The organism is Desulfoluna spongiiphila (genome assembly GCF_900101345.1).
Lineage (GTDB): Bacteria > Desulfobacterota > Desulfobacteria > Desulfobacterales > Desulfolunaceae > Desulfoluna > Desulfoluna spongiiphila.
On the sequence record NZ_FMUX01000001.1, the window covers coordinates 291,088 to 314,113 of the forward strand.

Below are 23,026 nucleotides of genomic sequence, written 5' to 3' on the forward strand. Positions count from 1 at the left end.
CCCTCATGACCTATCCCCACGCCCTTTATAAGCTGTTTTTAACCTTCAGACACACCAAAGCCAACCCGCTGATTGTCAGATTGGCTTTAGTAAATGAGCTAATTTTATTTCAGAGGGACTACAGGGCGGAACCGCTGTGCTTCCAGTAATCGGGCACGATCACAGGCAACTGGGGATCGATAATGGTCCCGTCCCCGGTACTCACGAGAACCTTTCCGGAGTCCGCGTCAAAGACAAGCGAAGGTTGTGGCATTGGATTGTTCACAAGCTTGTATGATTTTACAGCAAAAGAGTCTTCACAGCTACTGACAACATAAACACGTCCTCTACCGGGGACACAGGTACCTCCGGCATTGCACACGTCCCCCGTAATGGTTATCGTTGGCGGGGTGTAGGTACCAAAGATTAAGACATCGTCCATCACGATCGGAGGCGAGACAACTTTTTCACCGCCTCGAATAAAATCAAAGTACCATCCCCTGCCACACTGTTGATTGCAATGCTCCTTCTTCAAGCTGCAATCCAACTCGCAGGTATGATGATTATTAGTCTCAACACCAATAGCACATGCCTCGATACAAGCAAGGGCAGCATCATCGCACTCAGCTTTACACGATGTCATATTACCTGATTCTGCCTTCTCTATGTTTCCATACACTTCCTGCACCACACCACCTGGAATACTTCCAGTTGCCGGAAGGGTATTTCCATCTTTGTCCATCTCAGTGATAGAACTTGCATCAAGGATAAACTTGGTCAAATCACTGCGCGTGTATGTTTTGATACGGCTATCCGGCACACTATAAACACTGTCTTTAAATCCAGAATAGTCACTTAAAGGGTGCTCTCGGTCCCCAGTACAGAAAAAGACCCGGTCTTCAGAGCATGCCATACCAGCCACGGGTGCATAAAATATTTTTTGATACAGGGTCCTGGTGGTACCCCCTATGGATACTGGAAATGTCGGCCCGGAAAATAGTTTATTCCCGCGTCCCCATGCACCATTTTGCTGTGCATCCTCCCACGTATACACATTCCCCTTAAGATCACCGGCATAAATTCGGGAAAAGATGCGATTCTTGCCACCAACATGGTCGTGATCAATTATGCGTGCTCCCACGATGCAGGCTTCTGCAAGGTCGGGTGCCCCACTTGCGTCAACCCCTAATATATGAATCGGGGTTCCATCGAATTTGTAGATGGCAACAAATCGCCCTTCATCATCTTCAGAACTTAGATATATATCATCCTGATTGGTATCGTACCCCCCCGCCACCATAAAACCCTTTGTTCGCCTTCCATAGCTATCCTTTACCTGACAAAGTTGGGGATTGCTCCACGACTGCCCCCATGCATGAGCATCGGTTTCTTTTCCAACGTCCCCATTATAGAAGGGGGACCCAACGGTTGAAATGTCGATAATATGATATTTTTCACCCCCACGCCGCTCTCCGGCAATGAGGTACTTTGGATTTTTAACCACATACGCGATGTTTTTTCCATCAACCGTGCCTGGATGATCGTCATTAACATAGTACAGGGTAATATAGCCGTCAGCGAACCAGTGTTCTTCATCGTCAAAAAAGCTCTCCAGTTGATGAAGGCGGTCCTTGAAATCAGGATACACAACTGCCCACTCTTCGGCACCTGAACTCACATTGAAACAATGAAGCAACCCTGCGTTAGTTCCTACAAAAAGATAGTTTGACCCATTAGACCAGGGATTCGTTGGGTCCGGATAATATGCAACGGCCAAATTTGAATGAACGATGTCTCCCAATGGCCAGTTGTATCCATACCCATAAATTTTCCGTGAGAGGAAAAGATCCAACTCACCACCTGCCTGAGGGTTGTCATTATCCCCATAATGCCCTCCGCCTTCTTTGAGAATTTCAATTGATCCATCTAAAGCTAACTCAGTAATATCTTCTAACAATCCGCCACGTAGAAAAAGAATATTCCGGGTTTGCCTTACCGCATTTAATATCTCTCTTGGAGTAGAACTATCGCTAAAGGAAAGGTTTGAATTAATTTGATCGTAAAGTATCCGAGCAAGCCCATCCTTGGCTTTTGGGTTGTCGGCTGGATTATTTGTGGGAGCTGTTCCTGGGTACCAACAGTCACGTGTGGTGGGTTTTACATTGCCATCTTCATCAAACAAGTCTGCTGGTCCATACCCTTTCACGACATCTCCGTCGCGGTCAAACTTGGTAATATTTCCACGACCCCTTGCCCCGGATTCATAAATAAAAGAAGACATATACAGGTCATTTCCCGTATAAATCATGTCAGATTGATTGACAGGGGTAGCTGCAGAGGAAAATGAGAAATCTTCCATAACAGAATCGAGGATAGCATTAATTTCTTCTTTTAATTTTTCCTTATCATCGGAAAACACATAACGGCCATGGCCATTTTCAGCGGTCAACTCCATCAAGAATCTATCAATTTCACTATTACCGGCTTCGATCTCAAAACCGATGACATGGGTATGAATATTCTGCCGTCCCTCTTCATTTGATAAATTACTCATGTCATAGTCATAAAGAAACTTTGCAACATCATCCAACCATTTTTGCTTGTAATTAACACTTCCTAAAGTGGCATATTTCCCGTTATCGCCTTTGATTATCTTTGACATCCAAACATCATTATCACTGGACAACGGGTCGGACTTATAATAATTACCTATTTTGGTATTCGTAAGCTTAGTATTATCATTGGGGTCGTAACAGACAAATGACTTTTCTATAATGTTCATCCAAGTAGCCCCTTTACCGTTACGCGTCAGGAAACCATCAAAAATCTCAAAATCGTCCCTTGGAGACCCATCCGTCAAAATTACAACATGATTCTTTTGGTCGGGACACTGAATGGGGCTTTTGTACGTACACTTTGCTGAAGATCCATCGCCACTATGGGTTTCGTCAAAAAAGCCACTTGTAAACGGATCATCATTAAACCAACTCTCTGCACCGGCAAAGTAACACCCTGCTTCGATAAGTGACTCTGCAAGGGGTGTCTCCTTGGAAATGTCGGCGGGATGACCAAAATAGAGAGGCTGACCAAACTCAGGGTTGGTCATACGATCCTTATGGCTAAACTTACCGTAAAGGACTCTCTTGATATCAGCCAGTTGATCACACAGATCCCCATTTGCCGTGGGATAACAATCCTCACAAGGGACTGAAAGGTCAGCGCCCTGGCTCTGCCAATGAGAAAGGTCAAAAAATTTGGTTTGAATCCCGAGGTCAAACTGCATGATGCCGTAACGGGCATCATGGGGCCGTGCGCTGATCACATCCCACATGGCATCAATGGCGTTGTAGCGCCTGGATTTCTTCATATCCAGATAGTTCAGAAAATTACCTGAGAAAAGAGTGTATCTAATGGCCAACACCCCAAAAAAATCAGTACACCCAGTCCCTTCGAATTCAATAACCTTTGCTTTTACCCAACCGTGTACTTTCAAACCACCATACTCTGGATGATCGGAATATCCATCAAGAGCCTTATCACACCCAATGATTGCGACGTTTTCATTGTACCTATCATCTATGTAAACGCCATTTGGTATATCGCTCTCTTCCCAATTTTCAATACTAAAAAAAGGCCTTATGTCCCCTGCCATTTTCACATACACTTTATTGGAGATATAATCCCCATATCCCAACTCAGGATTTCCATCACAAGTGTGATTGGTATTGTTGTGGTAGCAACGATAATCGTAATTAGATTGATAGTCACTTCCGTAATCACCCCAGTCAATATCCTTCTGAGCACCCTCTACATAAACCATATAGTTCATATAATCGCCGGTAACATACAAATGCATGTCATTAGAAGCACGATCGACCTTACCGTCTTTGAAATCTCCTTCATAATACCCAAACCGCAAAAACTGTTCTAACACCTCGCGGTCATTAATCTTACTGAGCTTAAGAGGCACGTCTCTTGTTAGATTATACGTAACCCCCAATATTGTTTTTGTATACTCTTCTTCCCATTCCACCTTAACCCAAATCTTACTTGTAGACCTCCTAAACACCTGATCTTCATCAACAGTTTCCATATCAACTAAAAGATTCCAAGGCTGAGGATCTCCTACAAAATCTCTATCCATGTAGCTTTGTCTCATAATCTTACATTTTTGAAGCAGCGCCCCTGTTTTATCAGAACATGGGTCATCATTGCGTTCATCGCGACTTATGTCCCAATACCACCCATCAGAAATTGGAATTGTCACTTGACCACTGCTATCCAAATCCGCATTTTGATCTAACTCTTTTCCATCTTTGTCTTTTAAAACAAGATTGCCTGCAGAATCATAATTTATGACAAACGCACCTTCACTGTTGTAATCCTCAATACCATCATCAATCACATCCTGCCGCCTCATGCTCAAAGACGTATCCATCAAAAACAACACATTGGGCTTTATGGCGACAGAGCATTCATCAAACACGTCAATATCGTAGGCAGCGGCAATTGATGCAGACATGAACAGGAATACCACCATCATCAGAATTCGTTTCATCTTATCCTCCTTGTCAAAGCCATCTTAGAACAGATCTTTATCCTGCTCCGCAGGCAATGAAATACCCTTCTGTACCCAGATAGTTGAAAATGTGGTAGAATTTCGTTTAAGTGCCGTTGCCGTCACAGCAAACCGCCGCTTATCAATAGAGCCTGCATAGTAGCGATGAGGCAAGGTTTTAGGAACGTTGTTGGCCTGAGTTGACAGGCCGGGAACAGGCGCTGTTTTTTTTTCAATCCGACGTATTTCAATGGCCGCCGACGGGCTGCTTACAGGGTAGCTGCCATGCTTGTAAAAAGCGGTTCGGTAATCCGCGTATCGGGTATCGTTCAGTACCTTTTCAATGACATAGGTTCGTGTCTCTGAGGTTGCTTCGCCGCCACCGAATGTGGTTTGAGTGGTTTCTGAAAACGGCGGCATGTTCCTGAAGTTGGCGATGGCATCGTTCAGCGCTGCCTCGGCCCTTGCAAACTCTTCATTGTACCGCCTCGAATTCTCAGTGATCTTGATCTCAAACACCGACGTCTGGGTTGCGATAAGCCCCATGACGGTAATGATCAAAATAAACAACAAGGTAAAAAGCATCACGGCCCCGGTATCGTCGGTCAGATGTTTCGACATCTCGTCTCCCTATTGCAAGTTATTTTGCGGTTTGACCATCATGCGGGTCATGGTTTTTATTCCACTGGTCGTGATGGACTTCCAAGCCGCAACAAGGTAGACGTTTCGAACAGAAAAATCCGTGTCTCCGTCACCGTCCACATCCCGGTCGTCAACCTCGTGCCGCAGATAAAGAGAAGCGTTTCCGTTATTCCACGTCATCCATGGCATACTGATGTTTTCATTTTGTACATCATCCACAAAGGCACCAAACCCAGTATCCGGAAGGACATTGCCGTTTCGGAACAGATCGTTTGCCTTCGACGTGGCACCATAATCGGTGCATTCCACCATCTCCACCCCAGCCGTGAGCAATTGCCCCGCCATATCTTTGCGGCGTGTCTCTTCGTCGGTCTGGATCGCATGGACCTGAAGGCCGATGACACCGAACATGGCCACGGCAAAAATTGCCATGGCAAAGAGCACTTCCAACATGGTAAATCCGTCTTTGTTTTTCATCGTCAGGTCTCCACAATGGGCACAAAATCCGGAATCAGAGTCCCGGTTAGTGTTCAATAGTACATGTTCCTGAACTTCACCGTGGTGGTGTAGAGGCGATAGGAGTAATTGGCCGTATCAAGACCTCTAACCGAAAAGTCAGGGATAAAATCAACTTGGTTTTCGAATGTATTTTGGGCCTTGCGCTTGTTGCTTCGTATGAGCAGCCAGATCTTGGCAGCGCGAATCCGGTCAAGGGAGGGATCAGGCCCTTCAATGGGGGTTTCTGCAACATCATCGCCTGCTAATTTCCCTGCTGCATCTAAGGTATAGTAGTGGGTGAGCTTAAGCTCGGTATCTTCCGGCGTGCTGTCATAGGCCCACCTCACCGCATCAGCCTCTTTTTCTAGCACACCATAGCTGCCGGATCCGGCACCCAGATCATCTGCATCATAAGCATACAGCACCCGAAAGGCCTCGACGTCTTGGAGCAGTCGGTTTGTGTTGTTATTCCGTCCAAGTTGATTACTGGCATCAAAGTACTCGAGCACGGTCCTCTCAATGTATATGTTGTTTTCAGCCGAGTCTTTCTCATCAATGTCACCATCTGCATTTGCATCAAAGGTAAAGTCCATGTGTGTCATACCTGCAACGCGAAAGGTGGCCAGCCGGCCTGAGCCTCCGTCGTCCCGAGGCACAGGGGAATATCCGGCCAGCATCAAGTCATTTCCGATGACAGCCAGCGCCGCCCTGCCATTTTGCTGCATCATCACCTTCATCTGGTGGTCTTCATGGCTTTTGGTCTGATGGATAATCAGGGTGAAAAGTGCCGTGATAAAAATGAAACCCATGGCCAAAGCCACCAGGATTTCGAGGAGTGTAAAACCCATGGAGCATGTGGGCACCGGCACCTCCAATGTGCATATAGAGGAACTCTTTTGCATGGTCTTCATGGCTGCCCCCCCCCCGCCCCGCCTTGGGAACCGCTCCAAAATGAGGCTTTGCTGCTTGACGCGTTATGAATCCCTATTGCCTGCCTCATTGCGCCCAAATTATTGATAACAATACTGTACTGACGAAGTGTGCGTTCATTCCAGACCCTCAGGGTCCCACTGTTGCCCCCAAAGAGAATCCCCCGTGAGGTGTAGGCCATGGAGTCTTGGTTGGTATCGCAAAGGACATGATTTGAAGTGCTGAAAATCTCCGTGGTTGCGGGTGTCCCGTCTCCATTTTGGTCCCAGCTGATCCGAGCCGCTGCAAAAGGTTGCGGAGCATCATCACTCGCGCCAGACACCGCATCGCCCTTGTCGTCGAAATAGATCACCGTAATAGATTGTCCCTCCTTGATGGCTTTCATGCGTGCGTGCTGAAGGACGTTGTAGAGCTCCCTTGATGCACCGGTCGTTCGCCGATTCGAGATAAATGCCTGCCAGTCAGGCGAGGCGATAGCAACCACAATGGCCATCATGGCGACGGCTATCATTATCTCAAGGAGGGTAAAGCCTCTTTGATTCTTCATGATACGCTCCCGGGAGATTTACGACAGTAAAAATATTACAATAAAAAATTACTATAATTTAGGTTTGATACTACACAAAACATTCAGCTTCTATTCTTACCCACAACACATACCAAGCAAGACTCAAACCAACAATGAACATTGTTTAACAATCGACAATTCCACTGGTATGGAAGAATTACAAGTAAAAAGGATTTCGCCATGATTATTGCTCTATGGAATGAACACATCAATCGGTCAGCCAGTACCGCACGCACACTCGAAGCCCCACACAATGCAATTGTGCTATCAAAACTATTTACGCCCAAAAACAAAACACTATAAAAGCAGGCACTTAAGTAAAAAACAATTATAAATATTTTTTATATCCCCTTATCGCACGCACATCCACACAACCATAAAAGCTTGAAACAAAACGACATTAGCAGCACAACGCATAACTCAGCTGAATATCTGTCAAAACATTTTTTTTTACGATCGCTTACGAATCCAAAACTAAACGTCGGGGCATAACATGTTCCAGATCAGTCAAAAGTCATCACTTATTTTCCGAGAGAATATATAACTCAAGGCTCGATCAAAAAACGAATGCACAAGTCAACCATCAATCCCGCAGCGCTTTAACCCGAGGAACGAGGGCTAAGCTTGCAGGCATATATACGTACAACTTATTTTGCAAATCACCTGACTCATATGGCCTGCCGTATTAATAAGATAAACTGCATGCGGCTAAACTTGTTTATTCTGACAATTTATGCACGCATGCTTAAAGTGTTACGGCAGAAAGCTTTCAAGGTGGCTCACCTTGCCGCCGGTGGCATCGCTTTTGTATGTTATATTTTTATGCCGTTCGTAAAAATCAGGTATTATGGCTAAATAACAGGAGGAAATGCCCCCAGGACTCACCTGAGGTGATGGAGTTTCATTTTGCTAAGGAGGGACGGATGGCTGATTTCGAGGAGTTTGGAGGCCTGGGTGCGATTCCCGCCTGTCTCTTCAAGGGCGCGGCGGATCATCACCCCTTCGAGTTTTCGCACAGCGGCTTTGAGGGAAAACCCTTCCGGGGAAAAATGCCCATTCACGGGATGTCCCGGTTGGGACCCTGTGATGGCTGAAGGCAGGGAAGCGGGATCGATACGCTCCCTGTCGGTCAAGACCACGGAGCGCTCCATGGCGTTTTCCAACTCCCGGACATTGCCGGGCCAGGGGTAGGCCAAAAGAAGCTTCATGGCAGCCGGAGACACGCCGGAAACCTGGCAACCGAGCTTATGGTTGAAGGTCTTTAAGAAATGATCGCAGAGAAGGGGAATGTCCTCCTGACGACCTGCAAGGGGAGGGAGCGCGATGGAAAGTACGTTCAGGCGGAAGTAAAGATCTTCCCGAAAGGCGCCTTTGGCAACCTCTTCCCGCAGGTTGCGTGAGGTGGCGGCGATGACGCGCACATCGATTTTGCGGGTTCGCACGTCCCCCACGGGTCGGACCTCGCCTTCCTGGAGCACGCGCAGGAGCTTTACCTGCATGGAGAGGGGCAGCTCACCGATCTCATCCAAAAAAAGGGTCCCGCCGTCGGCCTCTTCAAAGAGCCCCTTCTTATCACAAACGGCACCGGTGAAAGCCCCTTTCTTGTGCCCGAAAAGCTCGCTCTCCATGAGGGTCTCCGGGATGCCGCCGCAGTTCACGGGAACCATGGGCCTTTGGGCCCGGTCGCTCTCCCCGTGGATACCCCGGGCGATGAGCTCCTTGCCGGTGCCGCTGCCGCCAAAAATCAACACCGTGGTGGGATACCGGGCCGCTTTGCGGGCCAGGGCAAATACCGACTTCATGGCATCGCTCTTTGCCACCATACTGGAAAATCGAAATCGGCCTTCCATGCGGCCCAGCTGGTCTTTAAGGTAGAGGTTTTCGTTTTTTAAATCCCTGTGCTCGGCGGCGCGCTGGAGAAGAAGGCTCACCTCATCGGGCTTGAAGGGCTTGGAGATAAAATCAAAGGCACCGTGGCGCATGGCCGAAACAGCCGTGTCGATGGTGCCGTACGCGCTCATCATGATCACCATGGAGCGGGTCAGAGTCCCCCTATTGTCTTTCAGGAGGGAGATCCCGTCCACGCCGGGCATCTTTACGTCGAGAAGGATAAAATCATACGGGGCATCCAGCTTCAGGGCTCTGGCTGCCATCTTGACGCCGGTGCCCCCGGAGGCCGCCGTGTCCACGGCATAGCCCTCTTTTTCAAGGAGGGCCGTAAGCATGTGCCGCATGTTCTTCTCATCATCGATGATCAGGATCTTTCCCGCCACGCCTTTCTCCTTAGAAACAAACACAAAATAAGACAGGCAAAAATATGCCGTCTATGGTTAAAGTGGACAGAAAAAGCATGCCTCCGGCGGCCAGGGGATGATCCCCTGGACCCCAGCTTACGAATGTGCTTCCCCCCCCTCGTTCCTCGGGGAAAAGCACATCCGCCTAAAAAAACAGGCGTTACTCAATAATCATTTTTTAAGACCTGTTTGTTTAACTTTTTAAAAGTTTAGCCCCCGGCAGGGCCGCCGGAGGCTTCTTTTTACATGCCCCCATCCCTTATCGAAAGAAAGCGCAACACCATACGCGTCCCCTCACCATGACAACTTTCTGCGTGCAGGCTTCCGCCCAGGCCCTCCACAATGAGAAATGAGACGGAGAGTCCCAGGCCGGTGCCCTGCCCCGGCTCCTTGGTGGAGAAAAACGGGTCAAAGATATTGGGGAGATCCGCCTCGGACACCCCGCATCCGTTGTCTTCTACAATAACCTCTAAGAACCGGCGCCCGCCGTCTTCAAGGACGTTGCGGGTGGTGATTCCAAGGGTGCCCTGGTCTCTGCCTGCAGCGGCGATGGCATCGGAGGCGTTTAACACGAGGTTAAGAAACACCTGGCGCAGGGCGCCGCGGGTGGCCATGACGCCGTCATCACGGGCGCTCAGGTCGGTGGTGAAATGAATCCCCTTTAACAGGGGCTGCACGCGCACCAGCTCACGGATTTCCGCAACCAGTTCATGGACGCCCACAGCCGCCTTTTCCCCGCAGTCTCCGCTGCGGTTAAAATCCAAGAGCTGGCGGATGATCCCGTCGATACGCGCCACTTCTTCGTTCGTTCGAGCGATGTAGTCGGTACGTTCCCGGTCTGTTTCGGCGGATTGAATAAGGGAGAGGTACCCGGTAATGATTCCCAGGGGGTTGCCGATTTCATGGGCGACCCCGGAGGCAAGGCGCCCCATGGCCGACAGTTTTTCTGCTCGGACCACGTCCTTTTGGGCCCGGGAGAGTTCGGCGTTGGCATCCTTCAGTTCCCGCACAGAAATTTTCAATTTCTCCCGGTCCTTGTTGATCCGGCTGATCATGGTATTCAGCGCCATGGAGAGCTTTGAAAACTCACTGCCCGTCTCTTCCTGAAAGACAAAGGGGTCTTCGGTACCTGCATCTTCGGCCTTTGCAAGGAGACGTGCCACCGGTTTGACGGCCACTTTAGATACCTGGCTCACCCCGGTAAAGGTGACCACAAACAGGTTGATGAGAATATACAGGGCCAATAATTTGAGGGTGTCGGTAAGCCATGCGCTCACTTTGCCTGTGGCCACCACCGCCGCCACACCGCCACGCCTGGGGGCGTCAAAGGGAACAGCTGCGATCACCGCGCCATCCAGGCCGAGCAGTCGCGTCCCGTTCCCCTTGTCAATAAGGGGTTCCCCCGCCTTAATCGCCTTGGCGATAGCCGTCTCGGCCTCTCCCACCCGGGGGTCGTTGCCAAACCCGTAACTCAAGTCCTCATCCAAGAGGGACACCTTCACAAGGGTGATGGCGCTGCCCTCCACCATCCCCCCAAGGGCAAAACGCAGTCCCGCCACATCGCGTTTACCGGCCCCGTCGAATCCGAAGTCCGCCACGGCCCGGGCCAGGTGAAGGGCCCTTTCCACCTCCTTTTTTACCATCACCTGACGCACCAAGGTCAGGGCGGAAAAGGCGGTCACCCCCATGGCAAAAAGAAAGAGAAACGCAAGGTTCACGCTGATGCTTGTCTTGATGCCATTGGACATAAGCGACATGTCTCCGTTGAGTTCAACTCAAAAAAAAGCGGGGGGAGGGATATTGCCTCCGGCGGCCCTGCCGGGGGCCAAACGTTTAAAAAGTTTGACAAACAGGTCTTAAGTAAGCCTTTCCAGGCTCCGCCGAAATAATTTCCACTTTTTCACATTAGAAACGTTTTTTGCGGAGCTTTTTTTCAAAAAGCGACCCGCCGGAGGTATTTTACCTTTTCTCTTTTAGTAAAAAGCAAAAAAAAAGTCACCCATAAATATCAGTGGTTGCAGTGCCTTGCTTTCATCATGGCCGCAGCGCAATTGACAGTTTTCGGGCTCAGACGGGTAAACCGATCGAAATCAGCAGTAAAGGCAAAGCCGGGCACCAAGGTTTTTACCACAGGAATTTCAAGGTCTTTCCGGGTAAGCTCAACATAGACAGGAGTAAACTCCTCCTCTGCCAGGAGTGCTTCAAGGAGGCGCCTGTCACCGGATGCCGAGCCCGTGGAGTAATCGGGAAGCTGCTCCTCATGGACGGGAACGGGCCGTGTCGGAGGAGCCATGGACGCCTCACCACCGGGAAAGGCAAAGGGAACCTCGGTCATGGAGGAGACCGCGGCCCGCCGGGCATCGAGGTGGGCGGCGCAGCCCTTGGCCACGGCGCCTTCGTGATCGATGACCATGGCCTTGCAGATGGGAACGCCTAAACGACCCGTGAGCTCCTGGAAGAAAAGGCTTACGCCCTCCTGCCGGTAAGCGGACAGCAAAGGCCCCAGGTTCTCATTGGCAGTGTACAGTTCAAAGCAGAGAGCCGGGTCAAAGGGCTGGGTGGCCTCCGCGTCCCGCTCCAGGGCTTCATACAGACCGGAAACACACGCTTCGTCAAAGGTGTTGCCCGAGGCAAGGCCTGTGGAACCCAGGCTTGAAAAGAGGCTCGGTTCATCCAGGTTCATAAAAAGAAACACCGCCTGAACGGGCACCAGGACAGGCTTTTCACCTTCGCTTGTTACCATGGTCCCTTCCATCCAGTGAAGGGGCTCATCCCGGTAGGGGACATCCAGCATCAATGCGTTGGGATCCAGCGCCCTTTTTCCCTTGGCCAGGAGCTCGCTGTGGCGGGCTTTGGTTACCTCGTGACCTTGGATAGTTCCTGTCACATGCCCGTCTTCAATGGAGGCGTAGGAACTCAAGCGCTCGGCAATCTCCATGTACAGGGAGGCGCGGGCATCGGCAAGGGATAGGCCCTTGCCATAGCTGGTCTGCTCTCCCGTGAGGGTATAGGCCAGATCGCCCTGGCAAACCCGGGTAGCCACCTTCCACGTCCGCTGAAGGGCCAGGGGCGAAAGGGAGGCCTGATGGCGCATCTCGCTGCCGGTGAAAATGCCTGCGGCTTCGAGCTTGGCCTTGGCAATGGAGGCTGTTTCGGCGGCTGAAACCCTCTCCATGGCAGAGACCTCCTGCCGAATCTCCGCTGCCATGGCCGCTACGGGAAGGGGCTCGGAAGGACCGGTGGGCTCGGGTGCCGCCGAAAGGACCGGAGCGTCGCCAAAGAAGGGAAGCTCCACCAGCCGGTCCACGTTCTCGACCAGCATCTCAGTCCACGGGTGTGCCGAGGTGCCGTGTGCCGCCACATAGCGCCCATAGGTCAACGGACTCTCGACCGCCTCCGGGCTCCACCCCTCCCCTTCAAGGGATGCTCTCAGCCCGGCAAAGGCATCAAAGGCAAGGCAGGCCTCATAGATCAGCCCCTTCACGAAAAGATCGGCTTCAGCCAGCATTGCGCCAAGCCCTTCTTCCCCGAGATTTCCCAAAAAGGTCAGGGCCCTTTGCCGCATAAACGAATCCATGGGGGATTTGCCAAGGGCTGCAAGGGCCGCCTCCAAGGTCTCCACCCCTTCGGGAACCACCTCAAAAAAACCCGTGGCCGCTGTGGTGGCCTTTAATTTCAATCGATAATCAATCATCTTCGCCTCTTTGTTTCTATGGATAACGATCAGAAAAAAACGAGCCTCCGGCGGCAAGGTGTGCCACCTTGAAAGCAGGTTGCGGATGTGCTTTGCCCCTCGTTCCTCGGGGCAAATTACATCCGCCTTAAAACCGACATTCATTCAAGCGCATTATCATAAGACCTGTTTGTCTAACTTTTCGAAAGTTTGCCCCCCGGAAGGGCCGCCGGAGGCTACCCCGCCCCACAAAAAAAGGCCCCGGAATCACTCCCGGAGCCTTTTTATATCACCCATGTGCCGGAGATAGCCGTTCAAAGGGTCCCCGGCAAAAGCGTCATCCTTAGAAAAAAAGTTTCATGATGTCGCTGTAGAAAACATAGACCATGAGGGACAGCAGGAGAAACATGCCTGCCTGGCTGGCCGTTTCTCGGATCTTGTCGTTCACCGGCTTTCCCGTCACCCACTCGATGGTGAAGAAGAGAAGGTGCCCGCCGTCCAGCACCGGAATAGGCAGAAAATTGAGGATGGCCAGGTTGATGCTGATGAAGGCGATAAAAGAGATCAGGGATGAGAGTCCCACACGGGCCTGGTCACCGGCCATCTTGGCGATGATGATGGGGCCCCCCAGATCGGCAGGTATACTGCCCTTGACCATCTTCACAAGGCCCACCACCATGAGCTTGCCGAGGAACCAGGTTTTGGCCACACCTTCGGTAATACAGCCGAAAAATCCGAGGCGCTTGTTCACCACCTCGTAATAGGGGGCGATCCCGATACGCCAGGTGCCCTCTTTGCCGTCGAGCTGTTCCGGCTGAAGGCTCAAGGTAAGTTCGGCGCCGTCTCTCAGCAGGAGCAGCTCCACGGCCTTGCCGTTGCTTCCCGTGATGGCCGTTACCACGTCCCCCCAGAACTCAAGGGGGGTATCATCCACGGCAAGGAGGCGGTCCATGACCTTAAGGCCCGCTTTTTCAGCCGGAGAATCGCCTTGGATCCCTCCGATGACGGGGTCCTGTATGGGGCCGATGCCAACGGCCCAGGAGGGGACCTCTTCGCCGAACAGGTTCCGGGTGGTGGAAGCTTCGGGAAGGAGTTCAACGGTCCGTGGGTCTCCAGCCCGCTCGTAGGTAAGGGAAAGAGGCCTGCCGTCGCTGGATTCGATGGCGTCCACAAGATCGCTCCAGAGGGTCACGGAATTCCCGCCCACCTCAGTCACCCGGTCGCCATAGGCAAGGCCCGCATGGGATGCCGGGGTATTCGCCACCACCTGCCCCACCACCGGGGCAAGGCCGTTGACTCCGTGAACACCGAAGAGGCCCGTGTAGATCACCACGGCCAGGACCAGGTTGAAAACGGGTCCTGCGGCCACGATCAGCATTCTCTGCCACACCACCTTGTGGGTAAAGGAGAGATGGCGCTGTTCATCGGTGATCTCGGCGTCGGGGTCCTCCCCCACCATCTTGACATAGCCCCCCAGGGGAATGGCAGAGACCAGGTATTCGGTCATGCCCACCTTGCGGCCAAAAATACGGGGGCCAAAGCCCAGGGAGAATTTTTCCACCCCCACGCCAAACAACCGGGCCACCAGAAAATGACCCAGCTCGTGGAAGAAGACGAGAACGCCCAAAACGATGATGATGGAAAAAAGGTTGGTCGTCATGAACTATCCTGCATGGTTGATGCCGCTAAGGGCATATGAGTTCGGTTGCTTTTCGCCGCGCCCAGGCATCTGCCTCCTGGACATCGTCCAGAACGGGCCGACTGACCACGGAATGGGCATCCATGGTTGATTCAATAATCCGGGGAATGTCGAGAAATCCGATGCGCTCCTCAAGAAAAGAGGCCACAGCCACTTCGTTGGCGGCATTCAAAGCCGTCGGCATCGTCCCCCCGGCCCCTGCCGCGTCAAAGGCAAGTTTCAGGCATCGGAATCGAGAGAAGTCGGGGGTTTCAAAGGTCAGAGCGGCCAGGGCCGCAAAATCCGGGGGTTCCATGCCGATATCCAACCGCTGGGGGTAATTCAGGGCATAGGCAATGGCTCCCTTCATGTCCGGTTGCCCCAATTGTGCCATCACCACCCCGTCCACATAGGCTACCATGGAATGTACAATACTCTGGGGGTGAACCACAACCTCAATCCGGTGGGCCTCAACGGCAAAAAGATGATGGGCTTCAATAACTTCCAGCCCTTTGTTCATCAAGGTGGCCGAGTCGATGGTGATCTTCTTCCCCATGCTCCAGGTGGGATGGTTGAGGGCCTGGGCAAGGGAGATCTCCCCCATGGCCTCCCTGGGCGTGCTGCGAAACGGCCCCCCCGAAGCGGTGAGGATAAGCTTGTTCACCTCCCTGGGGTTTTCTCCGTTCAGGCATTGGAAGATGGCGCTGTGCTCGCTGTCCACGGGAAGTATGGGAACGCCTTTTTCAGCGGCCAGGGGCATGACCAGGTCCCCTGCCGTCACCAGGGTCTCCTTGTTGGCAAGGGCAATGCTCTTTCCGGCCTCGATGGCCGAAAGGGTCGGCACAAGCCCGGCGGCCCCAACGAATGCAGAGACCACCATGGAGACATCCCCATGGGAGGCAGCCTGGTTGTACCCGGAGACGCCCCAGAGAAGCTCCGTGGAACAGGTTGACGGAAGCAGGGCCTTGAGCCGGTCCCGATGAACCTCATCGATCACGCAGGCTATCTCGGGGGAGAACTCAAGGATCTGGGCCGCCAACAGATCCACGCTGGTGGCCGCGCACAGGGCCTTCACCCCAAACCTGTCCGGGTACATCCGGACAATCTCAAGGACGTTTTTTCCAATGGACCCGGTAGATCCCAGCAGGGTCAGATATTTCATGGGACTCCCCTTCAGGCGCCAAGCACCATAAAGAAATAAAACAGAGGCGCCGCGAAGAGAAGGGCGTCGATACGATCGAGCAAACCGCCGTGGCCCGGAATGAGCTGGCCCGAATCCTTGATACCGGAGGAGCGCTTCAGGGACGACTCAAACAGGTCCCCCAAGGGGCCAATGGCTCCGGCCAGGGGAAAGAGCAGCAGGCAGGCAAACCAGCCGAGTTCCGGGACAAAAAGCGCCTTCATGACAAATCCCGCCACCAGGGCCCCTGCCATGCCCCCCATGAACCCCTCGACGGTCTTGCCCGGGCTCACGGCCGGGCAGAGCTTGCGCTTGCCAAGGAAGGTCCCCGCGTAAAAGGCGCCGGTATCGCAGGCCGCCACGGTCACAAGCAGGGTAAAAATCCACATCACCCCGTGTTCCGGCGCCATGCGCAGCCGCATCACGGTGGCCAGCACCATGGGGATGTACAAAAGACCAAAGACGTGGGTCAAAAGGTGCTTGATCACCTTGGTATCCGTTTCAAAGCGGGAAAGCAGAAAAAAACCGCCCAGGGGGATGTTGAGAAAAACCACGCCGAGAAGGGCTCCCCAGGGATTGTCCATGGCATAGGCCAGGGCCACCATGACAAGGGACGAGCCGTACCCGAGAAGGGGAAGGGCTCCGAACCGATCGGCGGTTTCGTCCACCAGGGGATAGTATTCGGACAGGGCAATCACGGCCACAGCCATGATCAGAAGGGTAAAAAGCAGGGCTCCGCCTTTAAGAATAAAAAGCCAGAGAAGGGGAATAGCTACAACCGCAGAAAGTATCCGTTTCACGTGCATGGGTCTCACATCCTTTTTAATACAGCAAAAGGGAGACCGGTCCCGCCGCATGCGGCAGCCGATACTCCCTTCGGGTACCCACTTTGTTCACCCTCGACTCAGGACTGAAGCACTTTTCCAAACCGACGTTCACGCGCCTGGAAATCCTTGAGAATGGAGGTAAACTCCGATTCGCCGAAATCGGGCCAAAGGGTCTCGGTAAAAAATATCTCGCTGTAGGCGCACTGCCAGAGCAGAAAATTGCTGAGGCGCATCTCCCCGCTCGTGCGGATCACAAGATCCGGATCGGGGAGGCCGCGGGTAAAAAGATGCTGTGAAACCACCTCTTCATCCACATCTGCAGCCTGAATCCGCCCCTGGGTCACCTCGTCGGCAATGCCCTTAACCGCCTCGACAATCTCGGAACGGCTGCCGTAGCTTAAGGCAAGGCAGAGGGTCAGGCGCGCATTGTGCCGCGTGGCCTCCATGGCAAGAGCGAGCTCATTGCGCACCTCGTCCGGCAGCCGATGAAGTTCACCGATGGCCGTCAGGCGGACGCCATTTTTCACAAGCTGCGCCTTCTCATTGCGAAGAAATCGCGTGAGGAGCCCCATGAGGGCATCCACCTCTTTTTTCGGCCGCTGCCAGTTTTCCGTGGAAAAGGCATAAAGGGTCAGGTAGGGAATGCCGAACTTCGTGCAGCTCTCCACCACCGTGCGAACCGCCCCCGCGCCCTTTTCATGGCCCTTGACGCGGTTCATCACCCGCTTTTTCGCCCACCTGCCGTTGCCGTCCATAATAAAGGCGACATGCTCCGGCAGCCGGTCTGCTGACAGTCCGTCGGGAAGCTCTCGTTCCATCAAACCTCGAGAATCTCTTTTTCTTTGTCTTTGTAGATCGCTTCGATCTTGCCGACAAAATCATCCGTAACCTTCTGGACCTGGTCCTGGGTCTTGAACTGCTCGTCCTCGGAGATGTCCCCGTCTTTTTTCAAGGTTTTCAGGGTCTCGTTGGAGTCGCGCCGAATGTTCCGAACCGCCACTTTGTGGTCTTCGCAGGTCTTGTGAACAAGCTTGACGATCTCTTTTCGTCGCTCCTCCGTAAGGGGGGGAACGGAGATACGGATCAGTTTGCCGTCACTTGAAGGGGTCAGGCCGATGTTCGCTTTGAGGATGCCCTTTTCGATCTCTTTAAGGGCCGTTGCATCCCAGGGCTGAATGACGAGCAGGCGAGGTTCCGGAACAGACACGGAAGCCATCTGGTTCAAGGGGGTCAGGGTACCGTAGTAGTCCACCTTCACGCTGTCGAGCATATTGGCCGAGGCACGCCCGGTACGGACACGTCCCATCTCTTTTTCAAGAGCGTCCATGGTTTTGCCCATCCTCTCCCGGGTCTCATCGAGAAGCGCGTTGATCATATCGTCACCTTTCCTGTCTTAGTTAAGATTAGATTAGATGGTTTTAAAATCTGGTATGGCAAGGGGGGATTGAAAGGGTCCCAAAGATCCGTCTACAGCGCTGATCCGGCCCCCCCAAAACAGAAAAAGATCAGGCCCGCGTATCGCGAACCTGATCTCTTTCATACCCGTAAGATCATCAGTTGTCAATCAGGGTGCCGATATCCTTCGCCCCGGTGACCACTTTGAAAATATTTCCTTTGCCGGAAAGATTGAACACCGACAAAGGCAGGTTGTTGTCCATGGCAAGAGAAATCGCCGTCATGTCCATGACATTGAGCTGCTTCTCCAGAACCTCCATGTACTTGACCCGGGGAAAGAACGTGGCGTCCTTATCCTTGACCGGGTCCTTGTCGTAGATGCCGTCCACCTTGGTGGCCTTCATCAGGAGTTCCGCATGGATCTCCTGGGCGCGAAGCACCGCCGCCGTGTCGGTGGTGAAGTAGGGACTGCCTGTCCCTGCGGCGAAAATCACGGCACGTCCCTTCTCCAGATGGCGAACCGCCCGACGGAGAATAAAGGGTTCGGCCACCTCATGCATGCTGATGGCGGACTGGACCCTGGTGGGAATCCCGATCTTTTCAAGGGCACCGGAAAGGGCGATGCTGTTGATAACGGTGGCCAGCATTCCCATATGATCGGCAGGTGCCCTGTCCATGCCGTAGGAGCTTGCGGCGATACCTCGGAAGATATTGCCTCCGCCCACAACAATGGCCACCTCAACGCCCAGTTCATGAATCGACTTCACCTCTTCGGCGACGTATTTCATCATGTCGGGGCTGATACCGAAGCTCTGATCACCCATCAAAGCTTCACCACTTAATTTCAGAAGAACACGCTTGAAGGCAGGCTTCGCCGCTGTCATCTACTCTCCTAACTGGTAACGGACGAAACGGCGGATACGGATGTTCTCGCCCATTTTGCCGATAACCTCTTTTGTATAGTCCTCAATGGTGATCTGGGGATTCTTTACATAAGCCTGGCTCATGAGGCAGGAATCCTTGTAGAACTTCTGGACCTGACCTTCGACGATCTTGTCCACGATGTTCTCAGGCTTGCCCTGCTCGAGAGCGCGCTCACGGTAAATCTCCCGTTCCTTGGCAACAACGTCTTCGGAAATGTCCTCAGGGGCAAGACCGGCAGGGTTGACGGCTGCAATGTGCATGGCAACATCTTTGGCGAAAGCCTGGAAGTCTTCGTTTTTGGCAACGAAGTCCGTCTCGCAGTTGATCTCAACCATAACACCGATTTTGCCGCCCATGTGGATGTAGCTCATGACGGTGCCTTCGGAAGTGGCTCGGGCGGAACGCTTTGCAGCGGCTGCCAGGCCTTTTTTCCGGAGGAAGTCGAGGGCCTTGGCCACATCGCCGTCGCTCTCCTTCAGGGCTTTCTTGCAATCCATGATTCCGGAGCCGGTCTTTTCACGAAGTTCTTTTACCATTGCTGCGCTGATATCTGCCATGACTACTCTCCTGCATTCTCGGCCGCGGCGTCTGCTGCCGGGGCATCATTCTCGGTTTTCTTACGGATCACTTCAACCACGGGACCTTCGGTGTCACCCGCAGCGGCCTCGGCAACAGCTGCTGCCTTGGTTTCCACTTCGTCGTTGCCCTTGTCGCTTGCAGCGGCACGCTTTTCGGTGTAGCGCTTGCGGCCTTCGATGCAGGCATCGGCAAGGCGTGAGGTAATCAGACGAATGGAACGAATGGCGTCGTCGTTGCCGGGAATCACGTAATCGATGGGATCCGGGTCACAGTTGGTATCCACAAGGGCGACAATGGGAATGTTGAGACGCTGGGCTTCTTTAACAGCGATGCTCTCTTTCTTGGGGTCCACGATGACGATTGCACCGGGCAGGCCGTTCATCATGCTGATACCGCCGATGACGGCTTCGAGCTTGTCACGGTCTTTACCGAGCTTGAGACGCTCTTTTTTGGTGTAGCTTTCAATGGTTCCGTCGTTCTGGATCTCATTGAGCTTGCCAAGGCGCTCGATGCTTGTCTTTACGGTCTGGAAGTTGGTGAGCATGCCGCCGAGCCAGCGGTTCTGTACATAGAACATCTCAGCGCGGTTGGCTTCTTCGTAAATGGCTTCTCGAGCCTGCTTTTTGGTGCCGACAAAGAGAACGGACTTTCCGTTGGCGGCCACATCAGCGATGAAGTCATAGGCATTCTTGAACATACCCACGGACTTCTGAAGGTTGATGATGTAAATGCCGTTGCGGGCGCCGAAAATATACGGCTTCATCTTCGGGTTCCAGCGTTTGGTCTGGTGACCGAAATGGCATCCGGCTTCGAGAAGCTCTTTCATGCTTACGTAAGACATATCCTTACTCCTTTGGTTTTTCCACCGCCCCCGTCATCCCCGGGATCGACTTTCTCCGATACATCGAAGGAAAGAACCTGATACGGGTCAGGAGGCGTGTGTCATTAAAATGCATCTGCCCGTCAATCGGACAAATTCAACAAAAGCGGCCCCATTGTGCCGCTTGAAAGTTTGCCCCCCGAGGGGAGCCAATCAACCGTCGGGCGCAAAAATACGCCTCGATCGATAAATCCTAACATTAATAACAGGTCCTGCAGCGTGTGGCAAGGGCATTCCGGACCAGCCAAAAGAAAACCTTCTGCCGCCCCGGCACAAACCGATATGTTTCGGAGAGATGTGAAGAAAAAAAAGAAAGGAAACGAAAAAGCAGCACCCGACAGCGCCACCGGAGATGTCTAAGCCGGACCGCGTCAGGCCTTCCGCCGGGCACGCACAGCCCGGTTGTTGCCGGCATAATCGTCAAAAAAAAGAATGGACTCAAACAAGCCGTCTACTTCCAGAAGGGACCGAACCGCTTCCCGCTGATCCCACCCCATCTCAAGGAACACCCAGCCACCGGGCTTCAGATGGCGGCGACACCCGGAAATAATCAGCGATAGATCACGAAGACCGTCCGCATCACCATCCAGGGCCAGACGGGGCTCAAAGACTGCCACTTCAGGCTCAAGCAGATCGATGTCGGCCGTGGGTATATAAGGTGGATTGGAGACCACCACGTCAAAAACCGGTGAATCACCCACAAAAGGGTCAAACCACACACCCTGAACAAAGGTGACACGATCTGCCACGTTATTCTTCCGGGCATTCCCCCGAGCCACATCAAGGGCTGTTGCGGACCGGTCGGTTGCAAAAACAACATGCTGGGGACAAGCCTTGGCAAGGGAAAGGGCGATGGCACCGGACCCCGTCCCCAGATCCACAATGCGCAACCCGCCATCCGCCTGGCATAGCACCTCAAGGGCAGCCTCCACCAGGGTCTCGGTATCGGGACGAGGCACAAGCACCCCGGGCACCACCTCCAGATCAAGATCCCAGAAACCTGTCTCACCCACAATATAGGCAATGGGCTCCCGATCAAGGCGACGCCGCACCAGGTCTTCGTAGCCCTGTTTCAAGGACGCTGTGGCGATGTCGCCTTTTCTCAGGACAAGGCCGGCACGACCGGTGTCAAGAAGATGCATCATCAAAAGGTCGGCAGCAAGAAGCGGGGCGTCCACGCCGGCCGCGTCAAAAAGGCGAGCAGCCTCCGCCAGCATCTCACCGATACTGACGGAAACTGAAAAAAGGGGATCAGAGGGTTTGTTCATTTTGAAGAGCCTGGGCCTGGGCGTGGGTTCGCAGAGACGCGATGATCTCATCGATATCCCCTTCCATGATGGCATCCAGCCGATAGAGCGTCAGCCCGATACGGTGATCGGTCATCCGGCCCTGGGGGAAGTTGTAGGTCCGGATACGCTCGCTGCGATCCCCGCTGCCGATCTGCCCCTTTCTGGCGGCGGAACGCTTTGCTTCGGTCTCCTGGATCATCTTGTCCAGGATACGAGAACGAAGGACTTTCATGGCCTTGTCTTTGTTCTTGTGCTGAGATTTTTCATCCTGGCAGGTGGCCGTGATACCCGTGGGGATATGGGTGATGCGAACCGCTGAATCCGTTGTGTTGACACTCTGGCCACCGGGACCCGACGAACGGAAAATATCAATACGGAGTTCATTGGGCTCAATCTTGAGCTCCACGTCTTCCGCCTCGGGAAGAACCGCCACGGTCACCGCCGAGGTGTGGATACGCCCCTGAGTTTCGGTGGCAGGCACGCGCTGGACCCGATGGACCCCGCTCTCATATTTAAAGGAGCTGTAAGCGCCCTTGCCGTTCACCTGAAAGACCACTTCCTTAAAACCGCCGACATCCGAGCCATGGGAATCCATAAGCTCCACACCCCAACCCCGGCCCTCGGCGTATCGGGTATACATCTTAAAGAGGTCGCCCGCAAAAAGAGACGATTCATCCCCGCCGGTACCGGCGCGAAGCTCAACAATAACGCTCTTCTCGTCCAGGGGATCCTTGGGAACCAGAAGAATCTTGAGCTCTTCACCCAGCGCCTCGACCTGAGTTTCCAAAGGCCCGATCTCCTCTGCGGCCATCTCCTTCATATCGGGATCGTCATCGTTGAGAAGCTCCCTGGCCTCCTCAAGGTCAGCCACAACCTTCTTGTACCGACGATACCCCTCCACCAGTTTGGAGATCTCACCGTGTTCCTTGATATACTTCTGATACTGAACCCGGTCGCTGACCACAGCGGGATCACTGAGAAGCTGCTCCAGTTTTATAAACCGGTCTTCCACACCCTCGAGTTTACCAAACATTGCTTTGCCTGCCCCATAGCCCCTTTTCAGTGCAATATCACCACACAAAGGGAAGTGTTCGAATCCTCACTGCCCGGACCCACCGTCCGGACGACAAAA

Annotated in this window: 18 protein-coding genes; all 18 read right to left on the bottom strand. The window is 53.0% G+C overall.

Annotated elements, in window-relative coordinates:
• Window positions 1–118: 118 nt before the first annotated feature.
• The 18 genes from BLQ12_RS01265 to prfA all read right to left on the bottom strand — a co-directional run bounded on the left by BLQ12_RS01265 (window position 119) and on the right by prfA (window position 22,927).
• The gene (locus BLQ12_RS01265) at window positions 119–4,537 is read right to left on the bottom strand and encodes a pilus assembly protein (protein WP_092207474.1); all 4,419 of its coding nucleotides are present in this window, start codon (window positions 4,535–4,537) and stop codon (window positions 119–121) included.
• Between the two features lie 24 nt (window positions 4,538–4,561).
• Window positions 4,562–5,158, bottom strand: a complete 597-nt coding sequence (locus tag BLQ12_RS01270; protein WP_092207475.1) for a pilus assembly PilX family protein — start codon at window positions 5,156–5,158, stop codon at window positions 4,562–4,564.
• A gap of 9 nt (window positions 5,159–5,167) precedes the next feature.
• Entirely contained in the window at window positions 5,168–5,656 is a 489-nt protein-coding gene (locus BLQ12_RS01275; protein WP_092207477.1) for a type IV pilus modification PilV family protein, read from the bottom strand.
• 53 nt (window positions 5,657–5,709) lie between these two features.
• The gene (locus BLQ12_RS01280) at window positions 5,710–6,588 is read right to left on the bottom strand and encodes a PilW family protein (protein WP_092207479.1); all 879 of its coding nucleotides are present in this window, start codon (window positions 6,586–6,588) and stop codon (window positions 5,710–5,712) included.
• Window positions 6,585–7,154, bottom strand: a complete 570-nt coding sequence (locus BLQ12_RS01285) for a GspH/FimT family pseudopilin (RefSeq protein ID WP_092207481.1) — start codon at window positions 7,152–7,154, stop codon at window positions 6,585–6,587. Before BLQ12_RS01285 ends, BLQ12_RS01280 begins: the two co-directional genes overlap by 4 nt.
• A 902-nt stretch (window positions 7,155–8,056) precedes the next feature.
• A complete protein-coding gene (locus BLQ12_RS01290) occupies window positions 8,057–9,448 on the bottom strand; it encodes a sigma-54-dependent transcriptional regulator (RefSeq protein WP_092207483.1) in 1,392 nt (463 codons plus the stop codon).
• Window positions 9,449–9,711: 263 nt separating this feature from the next.
• On the bottom strand, window positions 9,712–11,217 hold the full coding sequence (locus tag BLQ12_RS01295; protein WP_175469418.1) for a sensor histidine kinase: 1,506 nt from the start codon (window positions 11,215–11,217) through the stop codon (window positions 9,712–9,714).
• A gap of 260 nt (window positions 11,218–11,477) precedes the next feature.
• Window positions 11,478–13,163 (bottom strand): YcaO-like family protein, encoded by a 1,686-nt coding sequence (locus BLQ12_RS01300; protein WP_175469419.1) that lies wholly within the window; start codon window positions 13,161–13,163, stop codon window positions 11,478–11,480.
• Between the two features lie 322 nt (window positions 13,164–13,485).
• Entirely contained in the window at window positions 13,486–14,802 is a 1,317-nt protein-coding gene (gene rseP / locus BLQ12_RS01305; RefSeq protein ID WP_092207489.1) for an RIP metalloprotease RseP, read from the bottom strand.
• Between the two features lie 25 nt (window positions 14,803–14,827).
• Window positions 14,828–15,982: a 1-deoxy-D-xylulose-5-phosphate reductoisomerase gene (locus BLQ12_RS01310; protein ID WP_092207491.1), complete on the bottom strand. Its 1,155-nt coding sequence runs from the start codon at window positions 15,980–15,982 to the stop codon at window positions 14,828–14,830.
• 11 nt (window positions 15,983–15,993) lie between these two features.
• Entirely contained in the window at window positions 15,994–16,806 is an 813-nt protein-coding gene (locus BLQ12_RS01315) for a phosphatidate cytidylyltransferase (protein ID WP_175469420.1), read from the bottom strand.
• A 98-nt stretch (window positions 16,807–16,904) separates the two neighbouring features.
• A complete protein-coding gene (uppS, locus tag BLQ12_RS01320; RefSeq protein WP_092207495.1) occupies window positions 16,905–17,645 on the bottom strand; it encodes an undecaprenyl pyrophosphate synthase in 741 nt (246 codons plus the stop codon).
• Window positions 17,645–18,202, bottom strand: coding sequence for a ribosome recycling factor (frr, locus tag BLQ12_RS01325; RefSeq protein WP_092207497.1), 558 nt, complete (start codon window positions 18,200–18,202; stop codon window positions 17,645–17,647). Before frr ends, uppS begins: the two co-directional genes overlap by 1 nt.
• 178 nt (window positions 18,203–18,380) lie before the next feature.
• A complete protein-coding gene (gene pyrH / locus BLQ12_RS01330) occupies window positions 18,381–19,106 on the bottom strand; it encodes a UMP kinase (protein WP_092207499.1) in 726 nt (241 codons plus the stop codon).
• A complete protein-coding gene (gene tsf, locus BLQ12_RS01335; protein WP_092207501.1) occupies window positions 19,107–19,703 on the bottom strand; it encodes a translation elongation factor Ts in 597 nt (198 codons plus the stop codon).
• Window positions 19,704–19,705: 2 nt separating this feature from the next.
• On the bottom strand, window positions 19,706–20,566 hold the full coding sequence (rpsB, locus tag BLQ12_RS01340; protein ID WP_092207503.1) for a 30S ribosomal protein S2: 861 nt from the start codon (window positions 20,564–20,566) through the stop codon (window positions 19,706–19,708).
• Window positions 20,567–20,976: 410 nt separating this feature from the next.
• Window positions 20,977–21,873, bottom strand: a complete 897-nt coding sequence (gene prmC, locus BLQ12_RS01345; protein WP_175469421.1) for a peptide chain release factor N(5)-glutamine methyltransferase — start codon at window positions 21,871–21,873, stop codon at window positions 20,977–20,979.
• A complete protein-coding gene (gene prfA, locus BLQ12_RS01350) occupies window positions 21,857–22,927 on the bottom strand; it encodes a peptide chain release factor 1 (RefSeq protein WP_092207507.1) in 1,071 nt (356 codons plus the stop codon). Before prfA ends, prmC begins: the two co-directional genes overlap by 17 nt.
• Between the last annotated feature and the right edge of the window lie 99 nt (window positions 22,928–23,026).

Bases quoted from the DNA above. Each gene is read 5' to 3' on its own strand.
- BLQ12_RS01315 (WP_175469420.1), bottom strand. From the start codon at position 16,806: ATGCACGTGAAACGGATACTTTCTGCGGTTGTAGCTATTCCCCTTCTC.
- pyrH (WP_092207499.1), bottom strand. From the start codon at position 19,106: ATGACAGCGGCGAAGCCTGCCTTCAAGCGTGTTCTTCTGAAATTAAGT.
- BLQ12_RS01275 (WP_092207477.1), bottom strand. From the start codon at position 5,656: ATGAAAAACAAAGACGGATTTACCATGTTGGAAGTGCTCTTTGCCATG.
- BLQ12_RS01285 (WP_092207481.1), bottom strand. From the start codon at position 7,154: ATGAAGAATCAAAGAGGCTTTACCCTCCTTGAGATAATGATAGCCGTC.
- prfA (WP_092207507.1), bottom strand. From the start codon at position 22,927: ATGTTTGGTAAACTCGAGGGTGTGGAAGACCGGTTTATAAAACTGGAG.
- uppS (WP_092207495.1), bottom strand. From the start codon at position 17,645: ATGGAACGAGAGCTTCCCGACGGACTGTCAGCAGACCGGCTGCCGGAG.
- prmC (WP_175469421.1), bottom strand. From the start codon at position 21,873: ATGAACAAACCCTCTGATCCCCTTTTTTCAGTTTCCGTCAGTATCGGT.
- rpsB (WP_092207503.1), bottom strand. From the start codon at position 20,566: ATGTCTTACGTAAGCATGAAAGAGCTTCTCGAAGCCGGATGCCATTTC.
- BLQ12_RS01295 (WP_175469418.1), bottom strand. From the start codon at position 11,217: ATGTCCAATGGCATCAAGACAAGCATCAGCGTGAACCTTGCGTTTCTC.
- BLQ12_RS01270 (WP_092207475.1), bottom strand. From the start codon at position 5,158: ATGTCGAAACATCTGACCGACGATACCGGGGCCGTGATGCTTTTTACC.
- BLQ12_RS01265 (WP_092207474.1), bottom strand. From the start codon at position 4,537: ATGAAACGAATTCTGATGATGGTGGTATTCCTGTTCATGTCTGCATCA.
- BLQ12_RS01300 (WP_175469419.1), bottom strand. From the start codon at position 13,163: ATGATTGATTATCGATTGAAATTAAAGGCCACCACAGCGGCCACGGGT.
- frr (WP_092207497.1), bottom strand. From the start codon at position 18,202: ATGATCAACGCGCTTCTCGATGAGACCCGGGAGAGGATGGGCAAAACC.
- BLQ12_RS01310 (WP_092207491.1), bottom strand. From the start codon at position 15,982: ATGAAATATCTGACCCTGCTGGGATCTACCGGGTCCATTGGAAAAAAC.
- tsf (WP_092207501.1), bottom strand. From the start codon at position 19,703: ATGGCAGATATCAGCGCAGCAATGGTAAAAGAACTTCGTGAAAAGACC.
- rseP (WP_092207489.1), bottom strand. From the start codon at position 14,802: ATGACGACCAACCTTTTTTCCATCATCATCGTTTTGGGCGTTCTCGTC.
- BLQ12_RS01280 (WP_092207479.1), bottom strand. From the start codon at position 6,588: ATGAAGACCATGCAAAAGAGTTCCTCTATATGCACATTGGAGGTGCCG.